Origin of the sequence: Pseudomonas sp. FYR_5 (genome assembly GCF_043106315.1) — a bacterium.
Taxonomy (GTDB): Bacteria; Pseudomonadota; Gammaproteobacteria; order Pseudomonadales; family Pseudomonadaceae; genus Aquipseudomonas; species Aquipseudomonas putida_Y.
The window spans coordinates 129,887-150,046 of sequence record NZ_JBICMK010000071.1 but is presented as its reverse complement, the minus strand read 5'-3'; the positions used below and the strand labels follow the sequence as shown (position 1 = coordinate 150,046).

General features: G+C 63.4%; 14 protein-coding genes. All 14 read left to right on the top strand.

Annotation, left to right across the window (positions count from 1 at the left end; translation table 11 throughout):
- The first annotated feature begins 550 nt into the window (after positions 1–550).
- The 14 genes from ACF8RA_RS12035 (at position 551) to ACF8RA_RS11970 (ending at position 20,071) form a co-directional block, all read left to right on the top strand.
- Positions 551–1,300, top strand: a complete 750-nt coding sequence (locus ACF8RA_RS12035) for a hypothetical protein (RefSeq protein ID WP_339443094.1) — start codon at positions 551–553, stop codon at positions 1,298–1,300.
- 64 nt (positions 1,301–1,364) lie between these two features.
- On the top strand, positions 1,365–1,904 hold the full coding sequence (gene tssB / locus ACF8RA_RS12030) for a type VI secretion system contractile sheath small subunit (RefSeq protein ID WP_003248358.1): 540 nt from the start codon (positions 1,365–1,367) through the stop codon (positions 1,902–1,904).
- Positions 1,905–1,918: 14 nt separating this feature from the next.
- Positions 1,919–3,421: a type VI secretion system contractile sheath large subunit gene (gene tssC, locus ACF8RA_RS12025; RefSeq protein ID WP_003248356.1), complete on the top strand. Its 1,503-nt coding sequence runs from the start codon at positions 1,919–1,921 to the stop codon at positions 3,419–3,421.
- 26 nt (positions 3,422–3,447) lie between these two features.
- Positions 3,448–3,930 (top strand): type VI secretion system baseplate subunit TssE, encoded by a 483-nt coding sequence (gene tssE, locus ACF8RA_RS12020; RefSeq protein WP_003248355.1) that lies wholly within the window; start codon positions 3,448–3,450, stop codon positions 3,928–3,930.
- Positions 3,930–5,750, top strand: a complete 1,821-nt coding sequence (gene tssF, locus ACF8RA_RS12015) for a type VI secretion system baseplate subunit TssF (RefSeq protein WP_339443095.1) — start codon at positions 3,930–3,932, stop codon at positions 5,748–5,750. Before tssE ends, tssF begins: the two co-directional genes overlap by 1 nt.
- Positions 5,714–6,784: a type VI secretion system baseplate subunit TssG gene (gene tssG, locus ACF8RA_RS12010; protein WP_339443096.1), complete on the top strand. Its 1,071-nt coding sequence runs from the start codon at positions 5,714–5,716 to the stop codon at positions 6,782–6,784. The genes tssF and tssG overlap by 37 nt, the downstream gene beginning before the upstream one ends.
- On the top strand, positions 6,781–9,378 hold the full coding sequence (gene tssH, locus ACF8RA_RS12005; protein ID WP_392519188.1) for a type VI secretion system ATPase TssH: 2,598 nt from the start codon (positions 6,781–6,783) through the stop codon (positions 9,376–9,378). The genes tssG and tssH overlap by 4 nt, the downstream gene beginning before the upstream one ends.
- A 24-nt stretch (positions 9,379–9,402) precedes the next feature.
- Positions 9,403–10,125: a type VI secretion system lipoprotein TssJ gene (gene tssJ / locus ACF8RA_RS12000; RefSeq protein ID WP_176684541.1), complete on the top strand. Its 723-nt coding sequence runs from the start codon at positions 9,403–9,405 to the stop codon at positions 10,123–10,125.
- Positions 10,122–11,465, top strand: a complete 1,344-nt coding sequence (gene tssK / locus ACF8RA_RS11995; RefSeq protein ID WP_392461103.1) for a type VI secretion system baseplate subunit TssK — start codon at positions 10,122–10,124, stop codon at positions 11,463–11,465. Before tssJ ends, tssK begins: the two co-directional genes overlap by 4 nt.
- Positions 11,462–12,178, top strand: coding sequence for a type IVB secretion system protein IcmH/DotU (gene icmH / locus ACF8RA_RS11990; RefSeq protein ID WP_176684543.1), 717 nt, complete (start codon positions 11,462–11,464; stop codon positions 12,176–12,178). The genes tssK and icmH overlap by 4 nt, the downstream gene beginning before the upstream one ends.
- A 30-nt stretch (positions 12,179–12,208) precedes the next feature.
- Complete coding sequence (locus ACF8RA_RS11985) at positions 12,209–16,012, top strand: type VI secretion protein IcmF/TssM N-terminal domain-containing protein (protein WP_392519186.1); 3,804 nt, start codon at positions 12,209–12,211, stop codon at positions 16,010–16,012.
- Positions 16,009–16,917, top strand: coding sequence for a type VI secretion system-associated protein TagF (gene tagF / locus ACF8RA_RS11980; protein ID WP_176684545.1), 909 nt, complete (start codon positions 16,009–16,011; stop codon positions 16,915–16,917). Before ACF8RA_RS11985 ends, tagF begins: the two co-directional genes overlap by 4 nt.
- Positions 16,914–19,409 (top strand): type VI secretion system membrane subunit TssM, encoded by a 2,496-nt coding sequence (gene tssM / locus ACF8RA_RS11975; RefSeq protein WP_392519185.1) that lies wholly within the window; start codon positions 16,914–16,916, stop codon positions 19,407–19,409. Before tagF ends, tssM begins: the two co-directional genes overlap by 4 nt.
- A gap of 143 nt (positions 19,410–19,552) precedes the next feature.
- Positions 19,553–20,071, top strand: coding sequence for a type VI secretion system tube protein Hcp (locus ACF8RA_RS11970; RefSeq protein WP_176684547.1), 519 nt, complete (start codon positions 19,553–19,555; stop codon positions 20,069–20,071).
- Positions 20,072–20,160: the final 89 nt, after the last annotated feature.

Sequence of the window (20,160 nt, the reverse complement as noted above, 5' to 3'; positions counted from 1 at the left end):
CGCGAATGCGGTGGCGGCTGCGACGGTGAATGATCAAGGATATTGGCCGGCAGGTCCGGCCTATTCGCGGGTAAACCCGCTCCTACGAGCATCGCGCTAGCTATTAGGTTTTGAACAATACAGTTACCCCGCCGGGCGCGACGAAACTCGTCGCATTGCCATCATCCTGACACGCGCCCCCATCCCGCAACGCACAGGCGGCCGGCGCACAAAATGAGAACTGATTCACTTTTTGAAAAAAACTTTTGCCAACGATTTTCATCGCTTTCCAGCCCCTTTCGTACCCAGTCTTTAGGGCTTAATCCCCCATCTCCTGCGCCCAAGACACGCTGTCAATATCATCGCGCCATTATTGCGCCGCGTCTCAAAACGGGGAAAAAATCGCCCCCCTCGCCGGAACTTCTTCCACAGCGAGGTGCCCTACTCGGCATTGCTGGCAACACAATATTCATATGCCAGCACTCAAATTCGCTGCAGCCGAAAGGCGATTTTTCAGGTCCACGCCACCGGCGTTTCAGGACGATCATGCAGGCACATGGACGATGCACCAATGACACAGACATTCGATGTCGAAGCACTGATCAAGCTGCGTAGCCAGACGCGGGTGATCTCCGATGCGCTGAAGGCGCAGGCGGCGGATTACCTTGCCACCGTGGCACCGCTGATCCGTCCGCAAACCCTGTTTGGCGAATACCTGCAAGGCGCACAGCGCAGCAGCGGGCGCGAAACCCAGGGTCACTTCCAGGCCCTGGTCGAACTCTACGAACGCATCGGCTCGGCTGCGCCGTTCCAGTTGGTCACCGAGCTGGAAGTACCGCTCAACCTGATCAGCACCACCCCCGCACTGTTCCCGCTGGAATACGACAAAACCCTGGAACACAGCGGCCAGGTCATCCGCATCACCAGCCCGACCCGCTGGGTAGTGGGCTTCCACGCCTTCGACCTGGCGCGGTTTCGCAACGTCATCAAAGACCCCAACCGCAGCAGCGCCGAGCTGTACCGCTTCGTGGTGCACTACCTGGTGCTGTTCTACTGCTTGAGCAAGTCGCCTGGCCTTGGCCGGCTGTTCGAGGGCCTGCGCTACAGCCTCAGCTTCGAACGCCTCAAGGGCTTTGGCGACCTGCCGTTCTGCGTCATCAGCTCGCCGGTGCGCTCGGAACTGCCCGACGACTCGGTCATCCGCAGCAGCACGCAGATTGCCGGCAACACCAGCTTCGAAGAACTGGTGGGCCGCGACAACATTCTGGAAATGAACGACGAAATCCGTCAGCGCCTGCTGCTGACGATCGAAGGACTGTAACGCGCAGCGCCCGGCACCGGGCCGCGCAATGATTCGCAGCGAATTGCTCGCACTGGAGAACACGATGGCGAAGAAGGAAAGCACTCAGCACAAACTCGACCGCGTTCGCGCGCCTCGGGTCCATATCACCTACGACGTGGACATCGGCGATGCCATCGAGAAAAAGGAGCTGCCCTTCGTCGTCGGCGTACTGGGTGACTTCTCCGGCAACCCGCTGGAGCCGCTGCCCAAGCTCAAGGACCGCAAGTTCGTGTACATCGACCGCGACAACTTCAACGGTGTACTCAAGGGCATCAAGCCACGCCTGACCTACCGCGTCGACAACACCCTGGCCAAGAACGGTACCCAGCTGGGCGTGGAGCTGAACTTCAACAGCCTCGAAGACTTCGAGCCACAGAACGTGGTCAAGCAGGTCGAGCCGCTGCGCAAGCTGCTGGAAGTGCGCAACAAGCTGGCCGACCTGCGCAACAAGATGGGCGGCAACGACAAGCTCGAAGAGCTGCTGATGGACGTGCTGCAGAACACCGAAAAGCTCAAGACCTTGGGCAAGGAATTCGGCCGTGAAGCCGAAGTGAAAGACCCGTCCAGCGACGATCGCGCCTGAGCAGGAGCCCGAACATGACCGACAAGCAAACCGCACCGCAACAGGCCGGCGACCTGGTCGAAGTGGAAAACTTCGCACCACAGCCCTCGCTGCTCGACAGCATCATTTCGCAAAGCCGCGTGGCCCGCTCCGACACCGAGCGCAACCGCACCCGCGACCTGATTGGCGAACTGGTGAACCAGGTGCTCGAGGGTGAGATGACCCCGAGCAAGGACCTGATCGCCGTGCTCGATTCGCGCATCGCCGAGATCGACGCGATGCTCTCCGAGCAGATGAACGAGATCATGCACGCCCGCGAGTTCCAGCAGTTGGAAGCCTCCTGGCGCGGCCTGAAATACCAGGTAGACCAGACCGAGACCAGCACCACGCTGAAGATCCACCTGCTCAATGCCTCGAAGAAAGACCTGGTACGCGACCTGAAGGCCGCCAGCGAATTCGACCAGAGCGCGCTGTTCAAGAAGGTCTACGAAGAAGAGTACGGCACCTTCGGTGGCGCGCCTTTCGGCATGTTGATCGGTGACTACGAGTTCAACCGCAACCCCGAAGACATGTACCTGCTCGAAGAAATCTCGCACGTCGCGGCGGCGGCGCACGCGCCGTTTATCTCGGCCGCTTCGTCCGAGCTGTTCGGCTGGGACTCGTTCACCGAGATGTCCGGCCCGCGTGACCTGGCGAAGATCTTCGACACTGTGGAATATGCCAAGTGGAAGTCGTTCCGCGCCTCGGAAGACTCGCGTTACGTCGGCCTCACCCTGCCCCACGTGCTCGGTCGTCTGCCGTATGGCCCGGATACCACCCCGGTGGAAGAGTTCAACTTCGTCGAAAGCGTCGATGGCCGCGACCACAACAAATACCTGTGGATGAACGCCGCCTACGCCCTCGGCACCCGCGTCACCGATGCCTTCGCCCGCTACGGCTGGTGCGTGGCCATCCGCGGCGTGGAAGGTGGCGGCCTGGTCGAAGGCCTGCCAACCCATACCTTCAAGACCGACGACGGCGAAATCGCCCTCAAGTGCCCGACCGAAATCGCCATCACCGACCGCCGCGAAAAAGAGCTGTCGGACCTGGGCTTCATCCCCCTGGTGCACTGCAAGGGCACCGACTATGCCGCGTTCTTCGGCACCCAGTCGGCGCAGAAACAGAAGCAGTACAACACCGACATCGCCAACGCCAATGCACGCCTGTCGGCCCAGCTGCAATACATCTTCGCCACTTCGCGCATCGCCCATTACATGAAGGCGATCATGCGCGACAAGATCGGCAGCTTCGCCTCGCGCATGGATGTCGAGCGCTTCCTCAACCAGTGGCTGGCCAGCTACGTGCTGCTCGACGATACCGCCAGCCAGGAGGCCAAGGCCAAGTTCCCGCTGCGCGAAGCCCGCGCCGAGGTGTTCGAAGTGCCCGGCAAGCCAGGCGTGTACAAGGCCGTCACCTATCTGCGCCCGCACTACCAGCTGGATGAACTGACCGCCTCGCTGCGGCTGGTTGCCGAGCTGCCACAGGGCGCGCGCGGCTGACAGGCCGTTGTGTACAGGGATGACACATGAGTAACCAGGCCCGCCTGCTGCCCTCGCTGCTCGACCGACTGCTGGACGACCGTCCCTACCAGTCGGCCGAGCCCGCAGCGCAGCGCACCTGCTCGCTGGCCGAGTACAAGGCCAGCATCGTCCGCGACCTCGAAGTACTGGTGAACACCCGCCAGTCCCTGGTCGCCGAAGAGCTCGACGGCTTCAGCCAGCTCGGTGGTTCCATCCTTGAATACGGCATGCCGGACTTCATCAGCCGCAGCGTGCTCGACCCGCACGATCGTCGCCTGATCCAGCAACAGCTGGAGCGGGCGATCAGCACCGGAGACCGGCGCTTTCGCCGGGTCCGTGTCCAGCTGTTGGCCCAGCAGAACGGCCACCGCATGTTGACCTTCCGCGTGGACGCCGTGTTGCGTCTGCAGGACATCAGCCGCCAGGTGTCATTCGACGCCGTGCTGCAGGTCAACACCCAGGAATACAAAGTGCAGAACCTCAACTGATGCTCGACGAACTGCTGCCCTACTACGAACAGGAACTGTCGCACCTGCGCTTTCTCGGCCAGGAGTTTGCTGCGCAGTACCCAAAGATCGCTTCGCGGTTGCTGATCGAGGGCGACAACTGCGAAGACCCGCACACCGAGCGCCTGATCGAGGCGTTCTCGTTCCTGTCTGCGCGGGTGCACAAGAAGCTCGATGACGAGTTTCCGGAAATCGTCGAATCCTTCCTCGAGGTGCTGTACCCCCACTACCTGCGCCCTACTCCGTCGATGTCGATTGTCGAACTGAGCCTGGGCAGGCACGAGAAAGTCACCGAAGCCTACCGCGTGGCGCGCCATACCGAGATGCATGCCAATCCCGTGGAAGGCGTGGTGTGCAAGTTCCGCACCTGCTACCCGGTAGAGCTGTGGCCGATTGCCGTGCAGCAGGCCTCGTTCACAGAAATGGAACGTTCGGCCTTCAACGGGCACAGCGCCGACCTGGTCGCTCGTCTGCGCATCCGCCTGGCAGCCACTGGTGATGCCCTGTTCGGGCAGATGGACATGAACCGTCTGCGGTTCTTCCTCGACGGCGAAGCGACGCTGATGCTGCAGCTGTACGAACTGCTGTTCAACAACCTCGCCAAGGCCACGCTGAGCTTCGATGACCAGGGCCGCAGCCGCGAGGTAGCGCTGCCGGCCGATGCCCTGAAAGCCGTGGGCTACGCCCGCGACGAAGGCCTGGTGGACTACTCCGAACGCTCATTCCTGGGCTACCGCCTGCTGCACGAGTATTTCACCTTCCCCGACAAGTTCATGTTCTTCGACCTCAGTGGATTTGCCCGCATCCTGCAGGGCAAGGCCATCGAGCAGGTAGAGCTCAACTTCTATTTCTCCGACTACGACCTCAGCGAGCGCCTGGCGCGGCTGACCCAGAACATCGGGCGCAACAACTTCAAGCTCAACTGCACGCCGATCATCAACCTGTTCCGCCAGCAGGCCGAGCCGATCAAGCTGACCCACACCCAGCACGAATACCCGGTCACCCCTGATACACGGCTGCACAACGCGGCAGAAGTGGTCTCGATCGACCGGGTACGGCGGGTGCGCAAACTCGGCGGTATCGACCAGGTCGCCACCTGCCAGCCGTTTTTCGAACCCCGGGGCGAGCAAGACCCACACAGCAGCTTCTGGGTCGCGCGTCGGCGGAATCAGGGTGACGCCACTGCCATGAGCATCCGCGTGGTCGACCGCGATCTGGAGCTGATCGATGCCAGCAGCGACACCCTCAGTATCGGCCTTACCTGCAGCAACCGCGACGTGCCGCTGATGCTGCCGTTCGGTGGCGAACGGGGCGATTTCACCATTCCCGCCAACTCGGTGATCAAGGATATCCGCTGCCTGCGCAAGCCCACCGCCACGGTGCGTGTGCCCTTGGGCAAGGGCCTGATCTGGCGGTTGATCGCCCACTTGTCGCTGAACCATCTGTCGCTGGTCAGCCAAGGCCGCGAAGTGCTGCTGGAGCTGTTGTCGCTGTACAACTACCGCAATGTCTCCGCCATTCGCAAACAGATCAACGGCATCAAGGCGATCAGCAGCGAACCGGTGGTCGCGCGCATCGGCCACCCGCGGCCTAATTTCGTGCGCGGCGTCGGCATCACCCTGACCCTGGATGAAAGCCAGTTCATCGGCAGCGGCGTGTTTCTGTTCGGCAAGGTGCTGGATCACTTCTTCGGCCAGTACTGCTCGATGAACAGCTTCACCCAACTGACCCTGCGCACCCAACAACGAGAAAAGAGAGTCGTACAATGGCCAGCACGCACCGGCGATCAGCCCCTGGTCTGATCGATCAGGCCCGAGCCGAGCCGCACCGATTCGAATTCTTCCAATTGGTGCGCCTGCTCCGCCTGCACTACAGCCGCACCGGGCGCATGGACCTGGCAACCCGGCCGCACGAAGACCCGCTGCGTTTCCGTACCCAGCTGTCGCTGGCGTTCCCGGCCAGCGAGGTCAGCGACCTGCACTTCGAGCGCGAAGGCAAGGTGTCGCCAGCAGGCTTACCGCTGTCGGAAGTGCAGGTCACCTTCATGGGCCTGGTCGGGCCGTCAGGCGTGCTGCCGCGCCCTTACACCGAGCTGCTGCTCGAGCGCCACGTGCAGTATCGCGACGATGCCGCCCATGCGTTTCTCGACATCTTCTCGCACCGCATGACCACGCTGTTCTACGAGGCCTGGCAAAAATACAAATTCCACATCGAGCACGAGCGCAATGGCACATCGGGCTTCGATGGCTACCTGCTCAACCTGGTTGGCCTCGGGCCGCGCGCCCAGAAACTGAAGTTCGAAGAGCAACCGTCAGCATTGCGTCGTGAGCTGTTCAGCTATTTTGCCGGCCTGCTCAGCCAGAAGCCGCGCAATGCGTTGAACCTTGAACGCATGCTCGGCTTCTATTTCTCGCTGCCGATCAAGGTCCAGCCGTTCGCCGGGCGCTGGCTGCACCTGCAGCCCGAACAATGCACCCAGCTCGGCCGCCGCAATGCCCAGCTTGGCCAAAGCGCCGTCGCCGGCAACCGGGTCTGGGACTACCAGTCATGCATCCGTATCGAGCTGGGCCCGCTGAACCTGGCCGACTACCAGCGCTTCCAGCCGGGCACCGCCTGCTACCGCAAGCTGGTCGAGCTGGTGCGCTTCTATATAGGTGCCGAACTGGATTTCGAAATTGCCCCGCGCCTCAAGCGCGAGGCGGTGCCACGCGCCCAACTGGGCCGCAGCGGCAATGTCGCCCTGGGCTGGCTGGGTTGGCTCAAACGCCCTGGTCGCGACGCGGAGCCTTCGCGTTGCGCCGTCTTCCACATTCCTTACGATGGGGTCGCCTTGTGAACCTGAAGTCTCTGTTCGCCAAGCTCAACGAAACCAGCCGCACGGCCACCGAAAGCGCGGCGGCCCTGTGCCTGTCGGAGCACCACTACGACGTGGAAGTGGAGCACCTGCTGCTGCAATTGCTCGATAACAACGACAGCGACCTGGCGCCGATCCTGCGCCACTACGAAGTCGTCGCCGAACGCCTGCAGGCGCAGTTGGTCACCGCCCTGGGCACCTTCAAGAAAGGTAATACCCGCACCCCGGCGCTGTCGCCACACATTACCCGCATGATCGAGCAAGCCTGGTTGCTGGCCTCGATCGAATACGGCGTAGGCCAGGTGCGCAGCGCCCACCTGCTGCAGGCGCTGCTCGACGATGCTGAACTGCGTCGCGTGGTGATCGCCTCGGCGCCAGAGCTGGAAAAAATCAACGCCGATGACCTGCGCCTGAACCTTGCCGCGCTGGTGGAGGGTAGCGCCGAGTCCAGGCAGGCCAGCCCACTGGCCAGCCCAGCGGCGCCAGTGAGCACGTCGGGCAAGGCCAGCGGCAAGACCCCGGCACTGGACCAGTACACGGTCAACCTTACCCAAAGCGCCCGCGAAGGCCGCATCGACCCGGTGCTGGGCCGTGAGTTCGAAGTACGGCAGATGGTCGACATCCTCACCCGCCGCCGGCAGAACAACCCGATCCTCACGGGCGAAGCCGGGGTCGGCAAAACCGCCGTGGTCGAAGGCCTGGCGCTGCGCATTGCCCAGGGTGAAGTGCCGGCGGTGCTCAAGGACGTTGCCCTGCACACCCTCGACCTGGGCCTGTTACAGGCCGGCGCCGGGGTCAAGGGCGAGTTCGAGAACCGCCTCAAGGCAGTGATCGAAGAGGTCAAGCGCAGCCTGCACCCGATCATCCTGTTCATCGACGAAGCCCACACCCTGATCGGCTCCGGCGGCCAGGCCGGGCAGAACGACGCCGCCAACCTGCTGAAACCGGCCCTGGCCCGTGGCGAGTTGCGTACCATCGCTGCCACGACCTGGGCCGAATACAAGAAGTACTTCGAGAAGGACGCCGCCCTCGCCCGCCGCTTCCAGGTGGTCAAAGTGGAAGAGCCCGATGAAGACAAGGCCATTCACATGCTGCGCGGCCTGCTCGGCAAGATGCGCGAGCACCACAAGGTGGCGGTGATGGACGAAGCGCTGGTGCAGGCGGTACGCCTGTCCAACCGCTACATCACCGGCCGCCAGCTGCCCGACAAGGCCGTCAGCGTGCTCGACACGGCCTGTGCACGCATTGCCCTGGCGCAATCTTCGCTGCCCGGCGCACTGGAAGACTGCCGCAGACAGATCGACAACCTGCAGGCGGAAATCGGCGTGCTCGGCCACGAAGCCGGCAAGGGGCACGACCATGCCCGCCGCCTGGAAGCGCTGCAGGCTGCCCTGCAGGCCGAGCAGCAGCAGGAACAGCAGCTCAATGCCCAGTGGCAGCAAGAGCTGGAGCTGGTCGAACAGCTCAAGGCACTGGACGCCGCCAACGATGCCGACGCCCAACAGCTCAATACCCTGCGTGCCGAGCTGGCGCGCGTGCAAGGCGAGCAGCCACTGGTCCACGCGCTGGTCGACAGCGGCGCCATCGCCCAGGTCATCAGTGGCTGGACCGGCATCCCGCTGGGCAAGATGCTGCGTGACGAAATCGATACCGTGCAGCGCCTGCCGGCCCTGCTAGGTGAACGCGTGCTGGGCCAGGACCACGCCCTGCATGAGATCGGCAAGCGCATCAAGATTTCCCGAGCGCGCATGGAAGACCCGAACAAGCCGATTGGCGTGTTCCTGCTGCTAGGCCCCAGCGGTGTCGGCAAGACCGAAACCGCCCTGGCCCTAGCCGACACTTTGTACGGCGGCGAGCGCAACCTGATCACCATCAACATGTCCGAGTACCAGGAGGCCCACACCGTGTCGAGCCTCAAGGGTTCGCCACCCGGCTACGTCGGCTACGGCGAAGGCGGCGTGCTGACCGAAGCGGTGCGCCGCAAGCCGTACAGTGTGGTGCTGCTCGACGAGGTGGAAAAAGCCCATCCCGACGTGCTGGAACTGTTCTTCCAGGTGTTCGACAAGGGCGTGCTGGACGATGGCGAAGGCCGCGAGATCAATTTCCGCAACACGGTGATCATTCTCACCTCCAACACCGGCACCGAGCGCATCATGCAGACCTGCCTGAACGCCACCGAGCTGCCGACGCCCGAGGCGATCGTGGAAGACCTGCGCGACCAGCTCAACCATGTGTTCAAGCCAGCCTTCCTCGGTCGCCTGAACATCGTGCCGTTCTACCCGGTGCAGGACCAGATCCTCGAGCGCATCGTCGCCCTCAAGCTCGAACGCATCGCCAAGCGCTTCGCCCGCAACCACCAGGCCGAGCTCAGCTATGACCAGGCACTGGTCAAGGCCATCGCCGCCCGCTGCACCGAGGTCGACAGCGGCGCACGCAACATCGACAACATCCTGTCCCAGACCCTGATGCCCGAACTCGCCCAGCGCGTGCTCGAGCGCATGGCCCAGGACGCGCCGATCCAGCACCTTGCGATCGAGCTGGGCAGCGATGGCGATTTTGCCTATCGCCTGGCCTGACCAGTACCCGGAGGTTTTGCCGTGATGCAACACAAGCACATCGTCCTCAAACGCCTGACCGCAGCCGCCTTGCTGGTAGCGCTGGCCGGCTGCGGGGTCACCGACCGTATCGGCAAACGCATGGAAGACAGCTGGGCGGCCGACATGCTGGCCGACAGCGAAAAGGTCATCCTGACCTCCGACGGCGGCAACCAGCTCAACCCCGACGCCGAGGGCAACCCGCTGTCGGTGGTGATGCGCGTGTACCAGCTGACCGACCTCGAGCGCTTCGCGGCTACCGATGCCGAGACCCTGTGGGACGCCCCGCAGAAAGCCTTGGGCAGCACCCTGGTGGAGACCCGCGAGATTACCCTGTTGCCTGGCATCGGCCAGATCGACCAGTGGCCGCTGGCCAAGAGCGCGCGCTACGTCGGCGTGGCGGCGTTCTTCCGCGATGAGCAGGACGCGCGCTGGAAAGTCGCCTTCGACGCCAATTCGCTGCGCAAGGACGGTATCTGGTTCTCCTCCGACGGCCTGCGGGTGCTGGTGGACAACACCGAAATCAGCGCCATGCGGGGCGTGGACGTACTGAACAAACCGCCGACCGCCGACCAGCTTGCCGCTGCGCAGAAGGCCAAGGATGCCGAGGCGACCCTTAGCGACAAGGTGCAGGACGCGGTCGTCGACAAAGCCACCGACGCCGCCAGCCAGTCGGCCAGCAACGCCATGGATTCAACCTTCAATTCTTTAGTGGATAGCGTCAAATGAGCAAGCAGAGCCGGGTGATGTGGTCGGAAGGCATGTTCCTGCTGCCCCAACACTTCCAGTATCAGGACGAATTCCATCAGCACCAGTTGGCTGAGGCGACCCTGCGCAGCACTCCTTTCCATTGGGGAGTTCAGGCGCTGCAGGTGGACGAGGACGCCCTGGCCACTGGTTCACTGCAGCTCAAGCGCCTGAAGCTGGTGTTCCCCGATGGCAGCCTCTACGACGCGCCGCAGCACGATCCGCTGCCGGCCGCGCGCGACCTCAAGGATCTGCTCAAGGCCAACGACCTGAAGGTGTATGCTGCGCTCAAGCTGCCCGAGCCATTCGGCCGCAACTACGTCGAGGATGGCCACGAACACAAGGCTGCTCGGCGCTTTCGCAAGCAGTTCGACACCCTGCCCGACCTTAATGAAGGCGAGCTGGAGAACGAAATCACCAGCTTGCGCCTGAACGTCGTACTGCTGGTCGACGGTGACAGCCTCGACGGTTACAGCCACTGCCCCCTGGCCAAGCTGACACGCAACAGCATGGGCGGTTTCAACCTTGACCCGCATTTCGTCCACCCCACCTTGCACCTGGGCAGCCACGAGACCATTGCCGGCATCGGCAAGCGCCTGCTCGGCGCCCTGCAGGCCAAGAGCAAGGCGCTTTCCGGCCGGCGCCGCGAGCGCGCCGACCAGATCGCCGAGTTCGGCTCCAGCGATGTCACCCTGTTCTGGCTGCTGAACACGGTCAACCGTGCCCACCCGCAGCTGGCTCATCTACTGGCCCACCCGCGCCTGCACCCGGAGCGCCTGTACCTGTTCCTGGCCGACCTGGCCGGCGGCCTGCTGACCTTCACCCTGGACACCCAGCTCTGCGACATCCCCGAGTACGACCACCACGACCCGGCCGCGTCGCTGGTCAAGCTCGACGAAATGATCCGGGTGATGCTCGACAACGTCGTGCCCAACCAGTGCATTGTCATCAACCTGACCCAGACCAAGCCATCGCACTGGCAAGGCCAACTGCACGACCCGCGGCTGGCCGAAGCCGACTTCTATATCGCCGTGCACGCCGACATGCCCGGCGCCAGCCTGCTGGAGCTGGTGCCCCGCGCGTTCAAGGTCGGTTCGCCGGAAGACATTGAAGTGGTGGTCAACAGCGCCATGCCGGGTGTCACCCTCAATCATGCCGCGCGGCTGCCAAACGCGATTCCGGTGCGCCTGGACAACCAGTACTTCGCCATCGAGCCACACGGCACTGTGTATGAGCGAATGATCAGCGCCCAGGCCATCTGCTTCTATGCGCCCAGCGCCTTTACCAACCTCAAGCTTGAACTGATGGCGGTGCTCAAATGACCGAAGCCGTACTGCAACAGGGCGCCGTCCCGGCTGCCAGCGACAAACCGACGCTCAAGGACCTGGTCCAGGACTTCATCAGCATGGCGTTGATCGTACGTCGCGGCCGCCAGGTCACCTCGGTGCAGGCCTTCGAAGGTAGCGTCGAACGCTTCTTCGCCAACCTGGAACGTGATGCCCGTGCCGCCAACTACAGCGTCGAGCAGGTCAAGGACAGCCAATACGCGTTGTGCGCCTTCCTCGACGAAAGCGTACTGCGCTCGGACGACAACGCGCTGCGTCGGCACTTCGAGCTGCAGCCGTTGCAGTTCCGCTATTTCGGCGTGCACCTGGCCGGCGAAGGCTTCTTCGAGAAGGTCGAGGCGCTGCGCGCCGACGTCAAGCAGAACATCGACGTACTCGAGGTTTACCACCTGTGCCTGGCACTGGGCTTCGAGGGCAAGTTCAGCCTCGGCCAGAAAGACCAGCTGCGTTACCTGGCCAATACCCTGGGCCAGGATATTGCCCGCTACCGCAAGGCGCCCAAAGCCCTGTCACCGGACTGGGCACTGCCCGACCCGGTGTCGCAGATGCTGCGCCATGAAGTACCGCTGTGGGTGTATCTGGCGCTGATCGCGTTGGTCTGCGTCGCCGTGTACCTGACGCTGGACTGGTTGCTGGACAAGGACGTCGCCGCCCTGTCCGAACAAATCCGCCAGCTGTTCAGTGCCTGAGCACATACCAGGTAGCCGAGTCAGGAAGACATGAAAACATTACTGCGTCTGTTGAAAAGTTTCTGGGTGCTGCTGCCACTGCTGTGGCTGGCTAGCCTGTTGATTTGCTGGCTGGCCGCGCCGCTGGTGCCTTGGCTGCGTCATCACGTGCCTGAAGCGCTGGCAATCATCAGTGCCTGCTTCCTGCTGGTAATCGTGCTGCGCCAATACCAGCGCATTCGCGCCGAACACAACCTGGAGAACCTGCTGCAGATCGAGGTCGACCGCTCGTGGAATGCCACTGGCGAGTTCCGTGACCAGCAGGTGCTGCGTGAGCGCCTGAAGCACGCCATCGCCATGCTGCGCACCGACCGCTCCGCGGGTGGCGGCGGCAAGGCGGCGCTGTCCGACCTGCCCTGGTACCTGGTGGTCGGCATGTCGGCGGCCGGCAAGACCTCGCTGCTGACCCATTCCGGTCTGTCGGCCAGTATCGCTACGGCCAACGACAGTGAAAGCGGTACCCAGCACTGCGACTGGTACTTCAGCCCCGACGCCGTGATGATCGACACCGCCGGGCGCTACCTGCGCGACGACCAGTCGGCCAGCGAGTTCTCAGCCTTTCTGCGCATGCTGCGTAAGCAACGCGGCAAAGCGGCGATCAATGGCCTGGTCCTGGTGGTCAGCCTGCCCGAGCTGCTGGCGGCTAACAGCGATGAGCGCAATGCCCTCGCGGCCCAGCTGGTGGCCCGGGTGGAAGAATACGCCGAATGTCTCGATGCCAACCCGCCGGTTTACCTGATGCTGAGCAAGACCGACCAGTTGCCGGGCTTCAGCCAGGCTTTCGACGGCCTCGACCTGCACGATCGCCAGCAGCCGCTGGGCATGACCTTTGGCCTTTCGGAAATCCGCACCAACGGCCTGCACGCGGTGCTGCAGACGCGCCTGAAGAAGCTGCAAGCTCATATTCGCCAGCACGTCGACGCGCAGATGATCGCCCTCGGTGCCGAAGCCGACAGCACCCTGCTGAATTTCCCACAGTACTTCGCGGCCCTCAGCGGTGTGCTCGAGCAATTCCTCGAACACTTCACCCGCGGCCATCGCGGCGGTGCCCCGCTGCTGCTGCGTGGCCTGTACTTCACCAGTGCATTGCAGAACGGGCAGCAACTGGGGCAGGTCTATGAAGACGTCATCGCCGACGAATTCGCCCTGCAGGCCGCCTACGATGAGCAGGCCGGGCACGTCGGCAAGGCCCTGGGCAACCGCAGCTACTTCATCACCGACACTTTCCGCCAGGTGATCTTCCCCGACCGCGATCTGATCCTTTACCAGTCGCGCCTAGGCCGCCAGGCTGCGTTCAGCCCACTGCTACTGGGCCTGGCCGCCGCCACCGGGTTGCTGTTCATCGGTTGGCAAGCGCTGTCGTTCGCCAATAACCGTCAGTGGCTGGACAGCCTGCGCGGGCAGCTGGCGCACATCGAGCAGGCAGCAGACCGCGAGCAGCAGCTGGCCGCAGGCAAGGGCCTGGAAGTGCTGCGTGAACAGATGGCCAACGTCGAAGCCCATCGCCTGCAGGGAGTGCCCTTGCAGCTGGGTGGTGGCCTGTACCAGGGTGAGGCGATTCACCAGGTGACCCGCAGCGCCTACCTGGCGCAGTTGCGCAGCCAGGCGCTGGAACCGATCGCACGCAACCTGCAAGTGCAGATGCGGGCGTTCAACACCTTCGCCAACGGTATCAACCAGGAGCTGGAATTCACCCCGGCCCCGCTGCCGAAGAAACGCACTGGCAAGCCGCTGGCCCCTGCCGTTGCAGCCAGGGCAAAGGCCGCGCTGGGCAACACCCGTGCTGGCGCCTATGCCGCCAAGGTCAACCTCGCCACTGCCAGCGATGGCGCCGAGCTGTCCGCCGCCACCGGTGGGCTGTCACTGTCCGAAGAAATGCTCGGACGCCTCGACGAGCAGCAGGTGGCGTCGATCATCGAGGCCTACAACACCCTCAAGCTATACCTGTTGCTGACCGAGCCCCAGGGCCATCCAGACCCGGCCTTCGTCGCTGCCAGCCTGCCCCAGGCCTGGGCCAGCGCCGCCGCCGAAGGCACCGCGGCCGACGAAGGCGTGATCGCGGAAAATGCCCCGCTGTACGTGCAGTTGCTGGAACAGGGCCAGGCGCCGTCGTTGCCGCGCAACGAACAGCTGATCAACGAAACCCGGCAGAACCTCAAGTCGTTCATGATTTCCAGCTCGCTGGTCGATCGCGAGTACCTGCGCCTGCAGCTCGAGTCGAGCCGACAGTTCCCGGCACTGAACCTCAACGACCTGGTCCCGCAACCGGGCCGCGCGCTGCTGTATGGAACCGCTGGCGTGCCGGCGATCTACACCCGCCAGGGCTGGGACACCTTCGTCAAGCCCGAGCTGATCAAGCTGGTGTCGGGCAACCTGCGCAACGAATCGGACTGGGTGCTGGACGGCGAAGGTGGCGATGCCATCGTGCAGAAGGCCAACTTCGTGCGCGAGTTCATGACCCGCTACAAGCGCGACTACACCCAGGCCTGGTACAAGATGGTCAGCAGCGTTGGCGTGCGCCACTTCGCCGACCTAGCCTCGGCGACCCGGCAATTGGGGCTGCTGAGCGACGTGCAGAACTCACCCGTGAAGAACCTGTTGCAGGCGGTCAACGACAATACCCGGTGGGACCTGCCGGTCAAGCAAGCCATCCCGGCCCCCGGCAACACCCGCGATGATGGTTTCTGGAGCAAGGTCACCGGTCTGTTCGACGCCAACGACACCCTGCCCGCCAACGTCGCCCCGGTCCTGCCGGCGGTGGACGACGGTAGCCTGGCCAAGCGCTTCGAGCCGGTGGCGCGGGTGTTCGCCGAAAACAACGCCGAAGGCGCCGACAGCACCATCATGGACCGCTACCTGGCCGCCTTGCGCAAGCTCAAGGTACGCATGAACAACATCCAGCGCTCGCAGGATGTGGGCAAGAGCAGCAAACAGTTGATCAGCGAGACCCTGGAAGGCCAGCCGAGCGAAATCACTACCGTGCGCAACTACGTGGAAAGCAGCGTCGACACCAGCCAGGATGGCCTGTCGCGCTCGCTGCAGGGGCTGTTCAGCCTGCCCATCCAGTATGCCTGGGCGACCCTGCGCGATCCGGCCGGCCAGCAGATCGCCAAGGCCTGGGCGCAGCAGATCGCCAAGCCCTGGGAGCAGGTGATGGCACACCGTTACCCGATTGCCGGCAGCAGCCGCAACGAGGCTTCGGTGAAAGACCTGCAACGCTTCGTGGATCCCGACAGCGGGCTGCTGCCGGCCTTCAAGCGCAACGAAATCGGCAACCTGGCCGGTGGCGAAGGTCTGGGTGTGGGCGATGGCAAGGGGCCGGCGCTGGTCAACCCTGGCATGCTCAACAGCATCGACAAGGCCAGCTCCGTGGGCCAGGTAATCGCCAGCCTGTCGGACCGTGACAACGGCTTCGAAATCATGCTGGAGCCTTCAGCCAACTTCACCGACATCGTCTTCACCCTCGATGGCCAGGAGCAGCACTACCGCAACGGCCGCAGCAGCTGGAACCGCTTCGCCTGGCCGGGCAACAGCAACGCTCCGGGCGCGCGCCTGGACGTCGTCACCCTGAGCGGCACACGGGTCACCGTGTTCGACTTCCCTGGGCGGTGGGGCCTGCTGCGCATGAACGAGAGCGCTCGGGTCGACGACCTTGACGGCATTCAGCAACGCTTCAGCTGGAACACCGCCAGCGGCCGCGTAAGCCTTGTCGTGCGCAATTTCGGTGGGGTCAAGCTGACCGATCTGGGTGACGTCAAGGCCCTGAGCGCCCTCAACAGCAGGGGCGCGCAATGATCGGTTGCTTCGGCAAGCTGCCGTCGAGCGCAGATTTCGTCAGCCTGCATGGGGCGGCGGAAGAAGTCTGCGAGTTCGACGCCTGGTTGCAGTCATCGCTGGCAGCCATGCGCTACCGCGATGACTGGCAGGCGTTGTTCGACGCGCTGCCGATGTGTTTTTTCACCTACCGCGCACGCAACGGCAACTGGCTACTGGGTGGCCTGCTCAGCTCACGCGATGCCAGCCAGCGGCGCTACCCGTTCTTCATCTTCCAGTTGCTCAAGGGCGATGACAATACTGGGCTGGTCAACCCGTTCACGCTTGGCGAGCTGTTCAGCGCGCAGATCAAGCCGATGCTGCACCAGGCCGTGCAAGGCGCCGACTGCACCCGCCTGTTCGAACGGATCAAGGCCTTGCGCCCGCTGCAGCGCCAGGACCTGGACCTGTTCCGCCGGGTGCACGCCAAGTTCCTGCATGATTTCAGCTTCGCGGATGTGGCCCGTGCCCTTCATGGGTCCTGGCCTGGTTTCGACAGTGCCACTGCCCTCGCCCACCTGCAGCTCGGCCGTGCCTCGCTGCAGGGCGACTTTGCAGGCGGCATCGAATTGCCGTTGCCGGCCGAACGTGGCCTTAAAAACCCCACTGCCGACCTGTGGCTGACCTGGTTGGCCCGCATGAGCGAACACCGAGAGCTGCCGGCAGTGAGCCTGTTGGCCGACGACTTCATGCACCCGCAGCTGTATTGCTTCCCGGCGCGCCACGCCAGTTGTGCCTACCGCCTGCTCAGTGGCTGTGCCGACCCGCGCCAGCACCTGGAGTTGCTCAGCCCGCTGACAACGGTGCCACGGCTGCACGATTACGACCGCCCCCTTGAACATGTCATCGACCAGTTCGTCGATGCACTGGATGCGACGCCTGTATGAACAAGCTCAAGTACTACTGCCTGCGCTACCAACCCTACCTGCTGGGCGTGGCGTTCTTCCTGGCGATCTTCCTGGTCTGGGCCATCGGCCGCGCCTTCGGCTTCGCCTCGCTGCACAGCCTGCTGGCCGGGATCGGCGTGTTTCTGCTGCTGTCGGCGGGCTATGTACTGCTGCTGTACCGCGGAGTGGGTCAGCACCACAACCTTGAAGGCCTGCTGCGCGACGACGCCGACCAGGCCGTACTCAGTGCAGCCCCGGCCGACCGGGAAGAAGTCAGCCTGTTGCGCGAGCGCCTGCTGCAGAGCATCGAGCGCCTGCACAGCAACAAGCCGCGCGGTACCTCGACCAAGGATGCGTTGTATGCCCTGCCCTGGTACCTGGTCATTGGCCAGCCTGCCGCCGGCAAGAGCACGATGATCCTGCAGTCGGGCCTGAACTTCCCCTATGCCGAGCGCGAAGGCGTGCGGGTCGCGGGCCTGGGCGGCACGCGCAACTGCGACTGGTTCTTCAGCTCTGAAGCGGTACTGCTGGACACTGCCGGGCGTTACATGAACAGCCCCGAGGAAGCCGGCAAGTGGCGCGGCTTTTTGCAACTGCTGCGCCAGCACCGCCAGCGCCGTCCCCTTAACGGCTTGATCGTCAGCGTCAGCATCGCCGATATCCTGCATGGCTCGGTCGAAGACCAGGAGCGCGTGGCCAAGCGCCTGCGCGAACGCATTCAGGAAAGCTGCGCGCTGCTGGAAGTGCGCCTGCCAATCTACCTGGTGTTCACCAAGTGCGACCTGATCCCTGGTTTCACCGCGTTCTATCGCCAACTGGACGACGCGGCTCGTGGTGAAGTGATGGGTAAAACCTTCTCTCACAAGGGTTACGAGCAAGCCGACTGGGGCCAGCGCTTCAGCATTGCGATGGACGAGCTGACCCGTTACTGGGGGCAGATGGCGAGCCAGCAGCTGGTGCAGCAGGACATACAAGTCACCCGGCGGAACGACGCTGCCTACCGCTTCCCGCTGGAGCTGGCCGCGCTCAAGCCGCGCCTGCATCAGTTCGTCGACAGCCTGCTGCGTGCCAACCCTTACCAGAATGCCGAAATGCTGCGCGGTTTCTATTTCACCGCGGCGCTGCAGGCAGACGAGGCTCAGTGGGGTTGCCACGGCCAGCATGTGGCCGAACGCTTCGCGCTCGAACACGCAGAAGGTACGGGCACTGCCGGCAGCCAGCCGGCGCCGCTGTTCATCAACAGCCTGTTCCGCAAAGTGATCATTCCCGACCAGCATTTGGTGGCGCTTTACACCAGCAACCACCGTGAACGCCGGCGCAAGGCCGGGTGGGTTGGCGCAGCCGGCCTCGCGGCACTGGTGCTGTGCAGCCTGTGGGGCTGGTCGTACCTGAACAACCGCGCCACCCTGGCCAGCATTGCCGGCGAACTGGCCCAGGCCAAGGCCGACGACCAGGCGGCCAGCGGCCAGTATACCGCCTGGCGAAGCCTCGACCGCTTGCGCTTCTGGGCTGCTCACTACCATGAGCAACACCACGCAAAGGGCGTGCCCCTCGGCATGCGCCTGGGCCTGTACCAGGGCCATGAGGTCGAGCCGCTGCTGCGCGACCGCTACTTCGCCACGTTGCAGAATGTGATGCTAAAGCCCACGGCCGATAATCTGACCCGCACCCTGTACCTGCTGACCACGCTCAAGGTCTACCAGCGCAACACCCGTGAGCTGCAGCCAGTGAGCGGCATTGACAGCGTAGAGGCCGAGGCCCTGCCCCATGACAACCGCGCCCAGTCGATCGCCAATTTCGGAAAGGCGGCCCTGGACACTTATGTGATGCTTTCTCCGGGCCAGCGCGAGCATGCCGACCCGGCGTTTCTCAAGGCGCACCTGCCGGACTACTGGTACCCGGCCATCGCCCGCCATACAGGCAACAGCATGGCCGCCGCTGGCAGCGAGGCCGGTGGCAACCAGGACTACCTGTACGCCAGCCGCCAGATCACGTTCTACAGCGACCAGATTCGTGAACCAGATGTACCGCGCATTCTCGACAACGCCTTCCTGATGTCCAGTTCGCGCAACTACATCGATAGCCTGCGGGCCCAGTCACTGCGCGCGATCGAGACCATCACGCTGGAATCCGACACCCTGTTCGCCTTCGGCCGCGCCGACTTCCAGAGCCTGAAAAACGAAGGCCAGAACCAGCTGAGCGCAATTGCCAGCAAGCTGCTGAACACGCCAAATATCGGCAAGATCATCATCTCGGGGCACGCCGACCAACTGGGTGACAGGCAGAGCAATCTGCAGGTTTCGAAACAACGGGCACAAACCATCCGCACCTATCTGGTTGGCAAGGGCGTACCTGCCGAACTGATGGTCGCGCAGGGCGAAGGCAGCCGCAAACCGTTGGTCAACTGCGACATGCAACAACCGCGAACGCAGTTGATCAAGTGCCTGGAGCCCAACCGCCGGGTGGAAATCGAAGTGCGTGGGCTTAACTGAGCCACGCCGCAATAACCGGTCGCCGGGGCCTCACAGGATGAGGCCCGGGCGGCGGCAAGCTACCTCTGCCGGCGCGCCCGGCGAGGTCAAAACCAAGGGGCGCATGAGCAACCCTTTACATGTTGTTAATGGAGAGTTTCACAATGGCATTTGACGCGTATATCCAAATCGACGGCATCCCAGGCGAAGTACTGGATGAAAAACACAAGGACTGGATCGAAGTGCTGGGCTACGAGTACGGCGCCACCCAGGCTACGTCGGCAACCGCCAGCTCCTCGGGCGGTGCGTCCTCCGAGCGCGTTGCCCTGAGCGACTTCAAGATCCGCAAGGCAGTCGACAAGGCATCGGCCAAACTGTTCGAACACTGCTGCACCGGCAAGCACATTGCCAAGCTGAAGCTGAACGTGAACCGCGCCGGTGGCGACAAGGTCACCTACCTGACCATCGACATGGAAGAAGTGGTGGTCTCTTCGGTCAAGTTTGTCGCCGGTGGCAACCAGAATGGTGAAGACAAGGCGGTCAGTGACCTGCCAATTGAAGAAATCAGCTTCAACTTTGCCCGCATCAAGACTACCTACACTCAGCAGAACCGCACCGACGGCCAGGCCGGCGGCAACATCGTCGGTGGCTGGGACCGCACCGCGAACAAAGTGTTTGCCTAAGCACGTGCCAAACCATGGGCCGCTTCGGCGGCCTGTGTTCTGCAGCGCGCCGGATATTCTGGCGCGCTGTTCATTAGCCATGTCCAGAG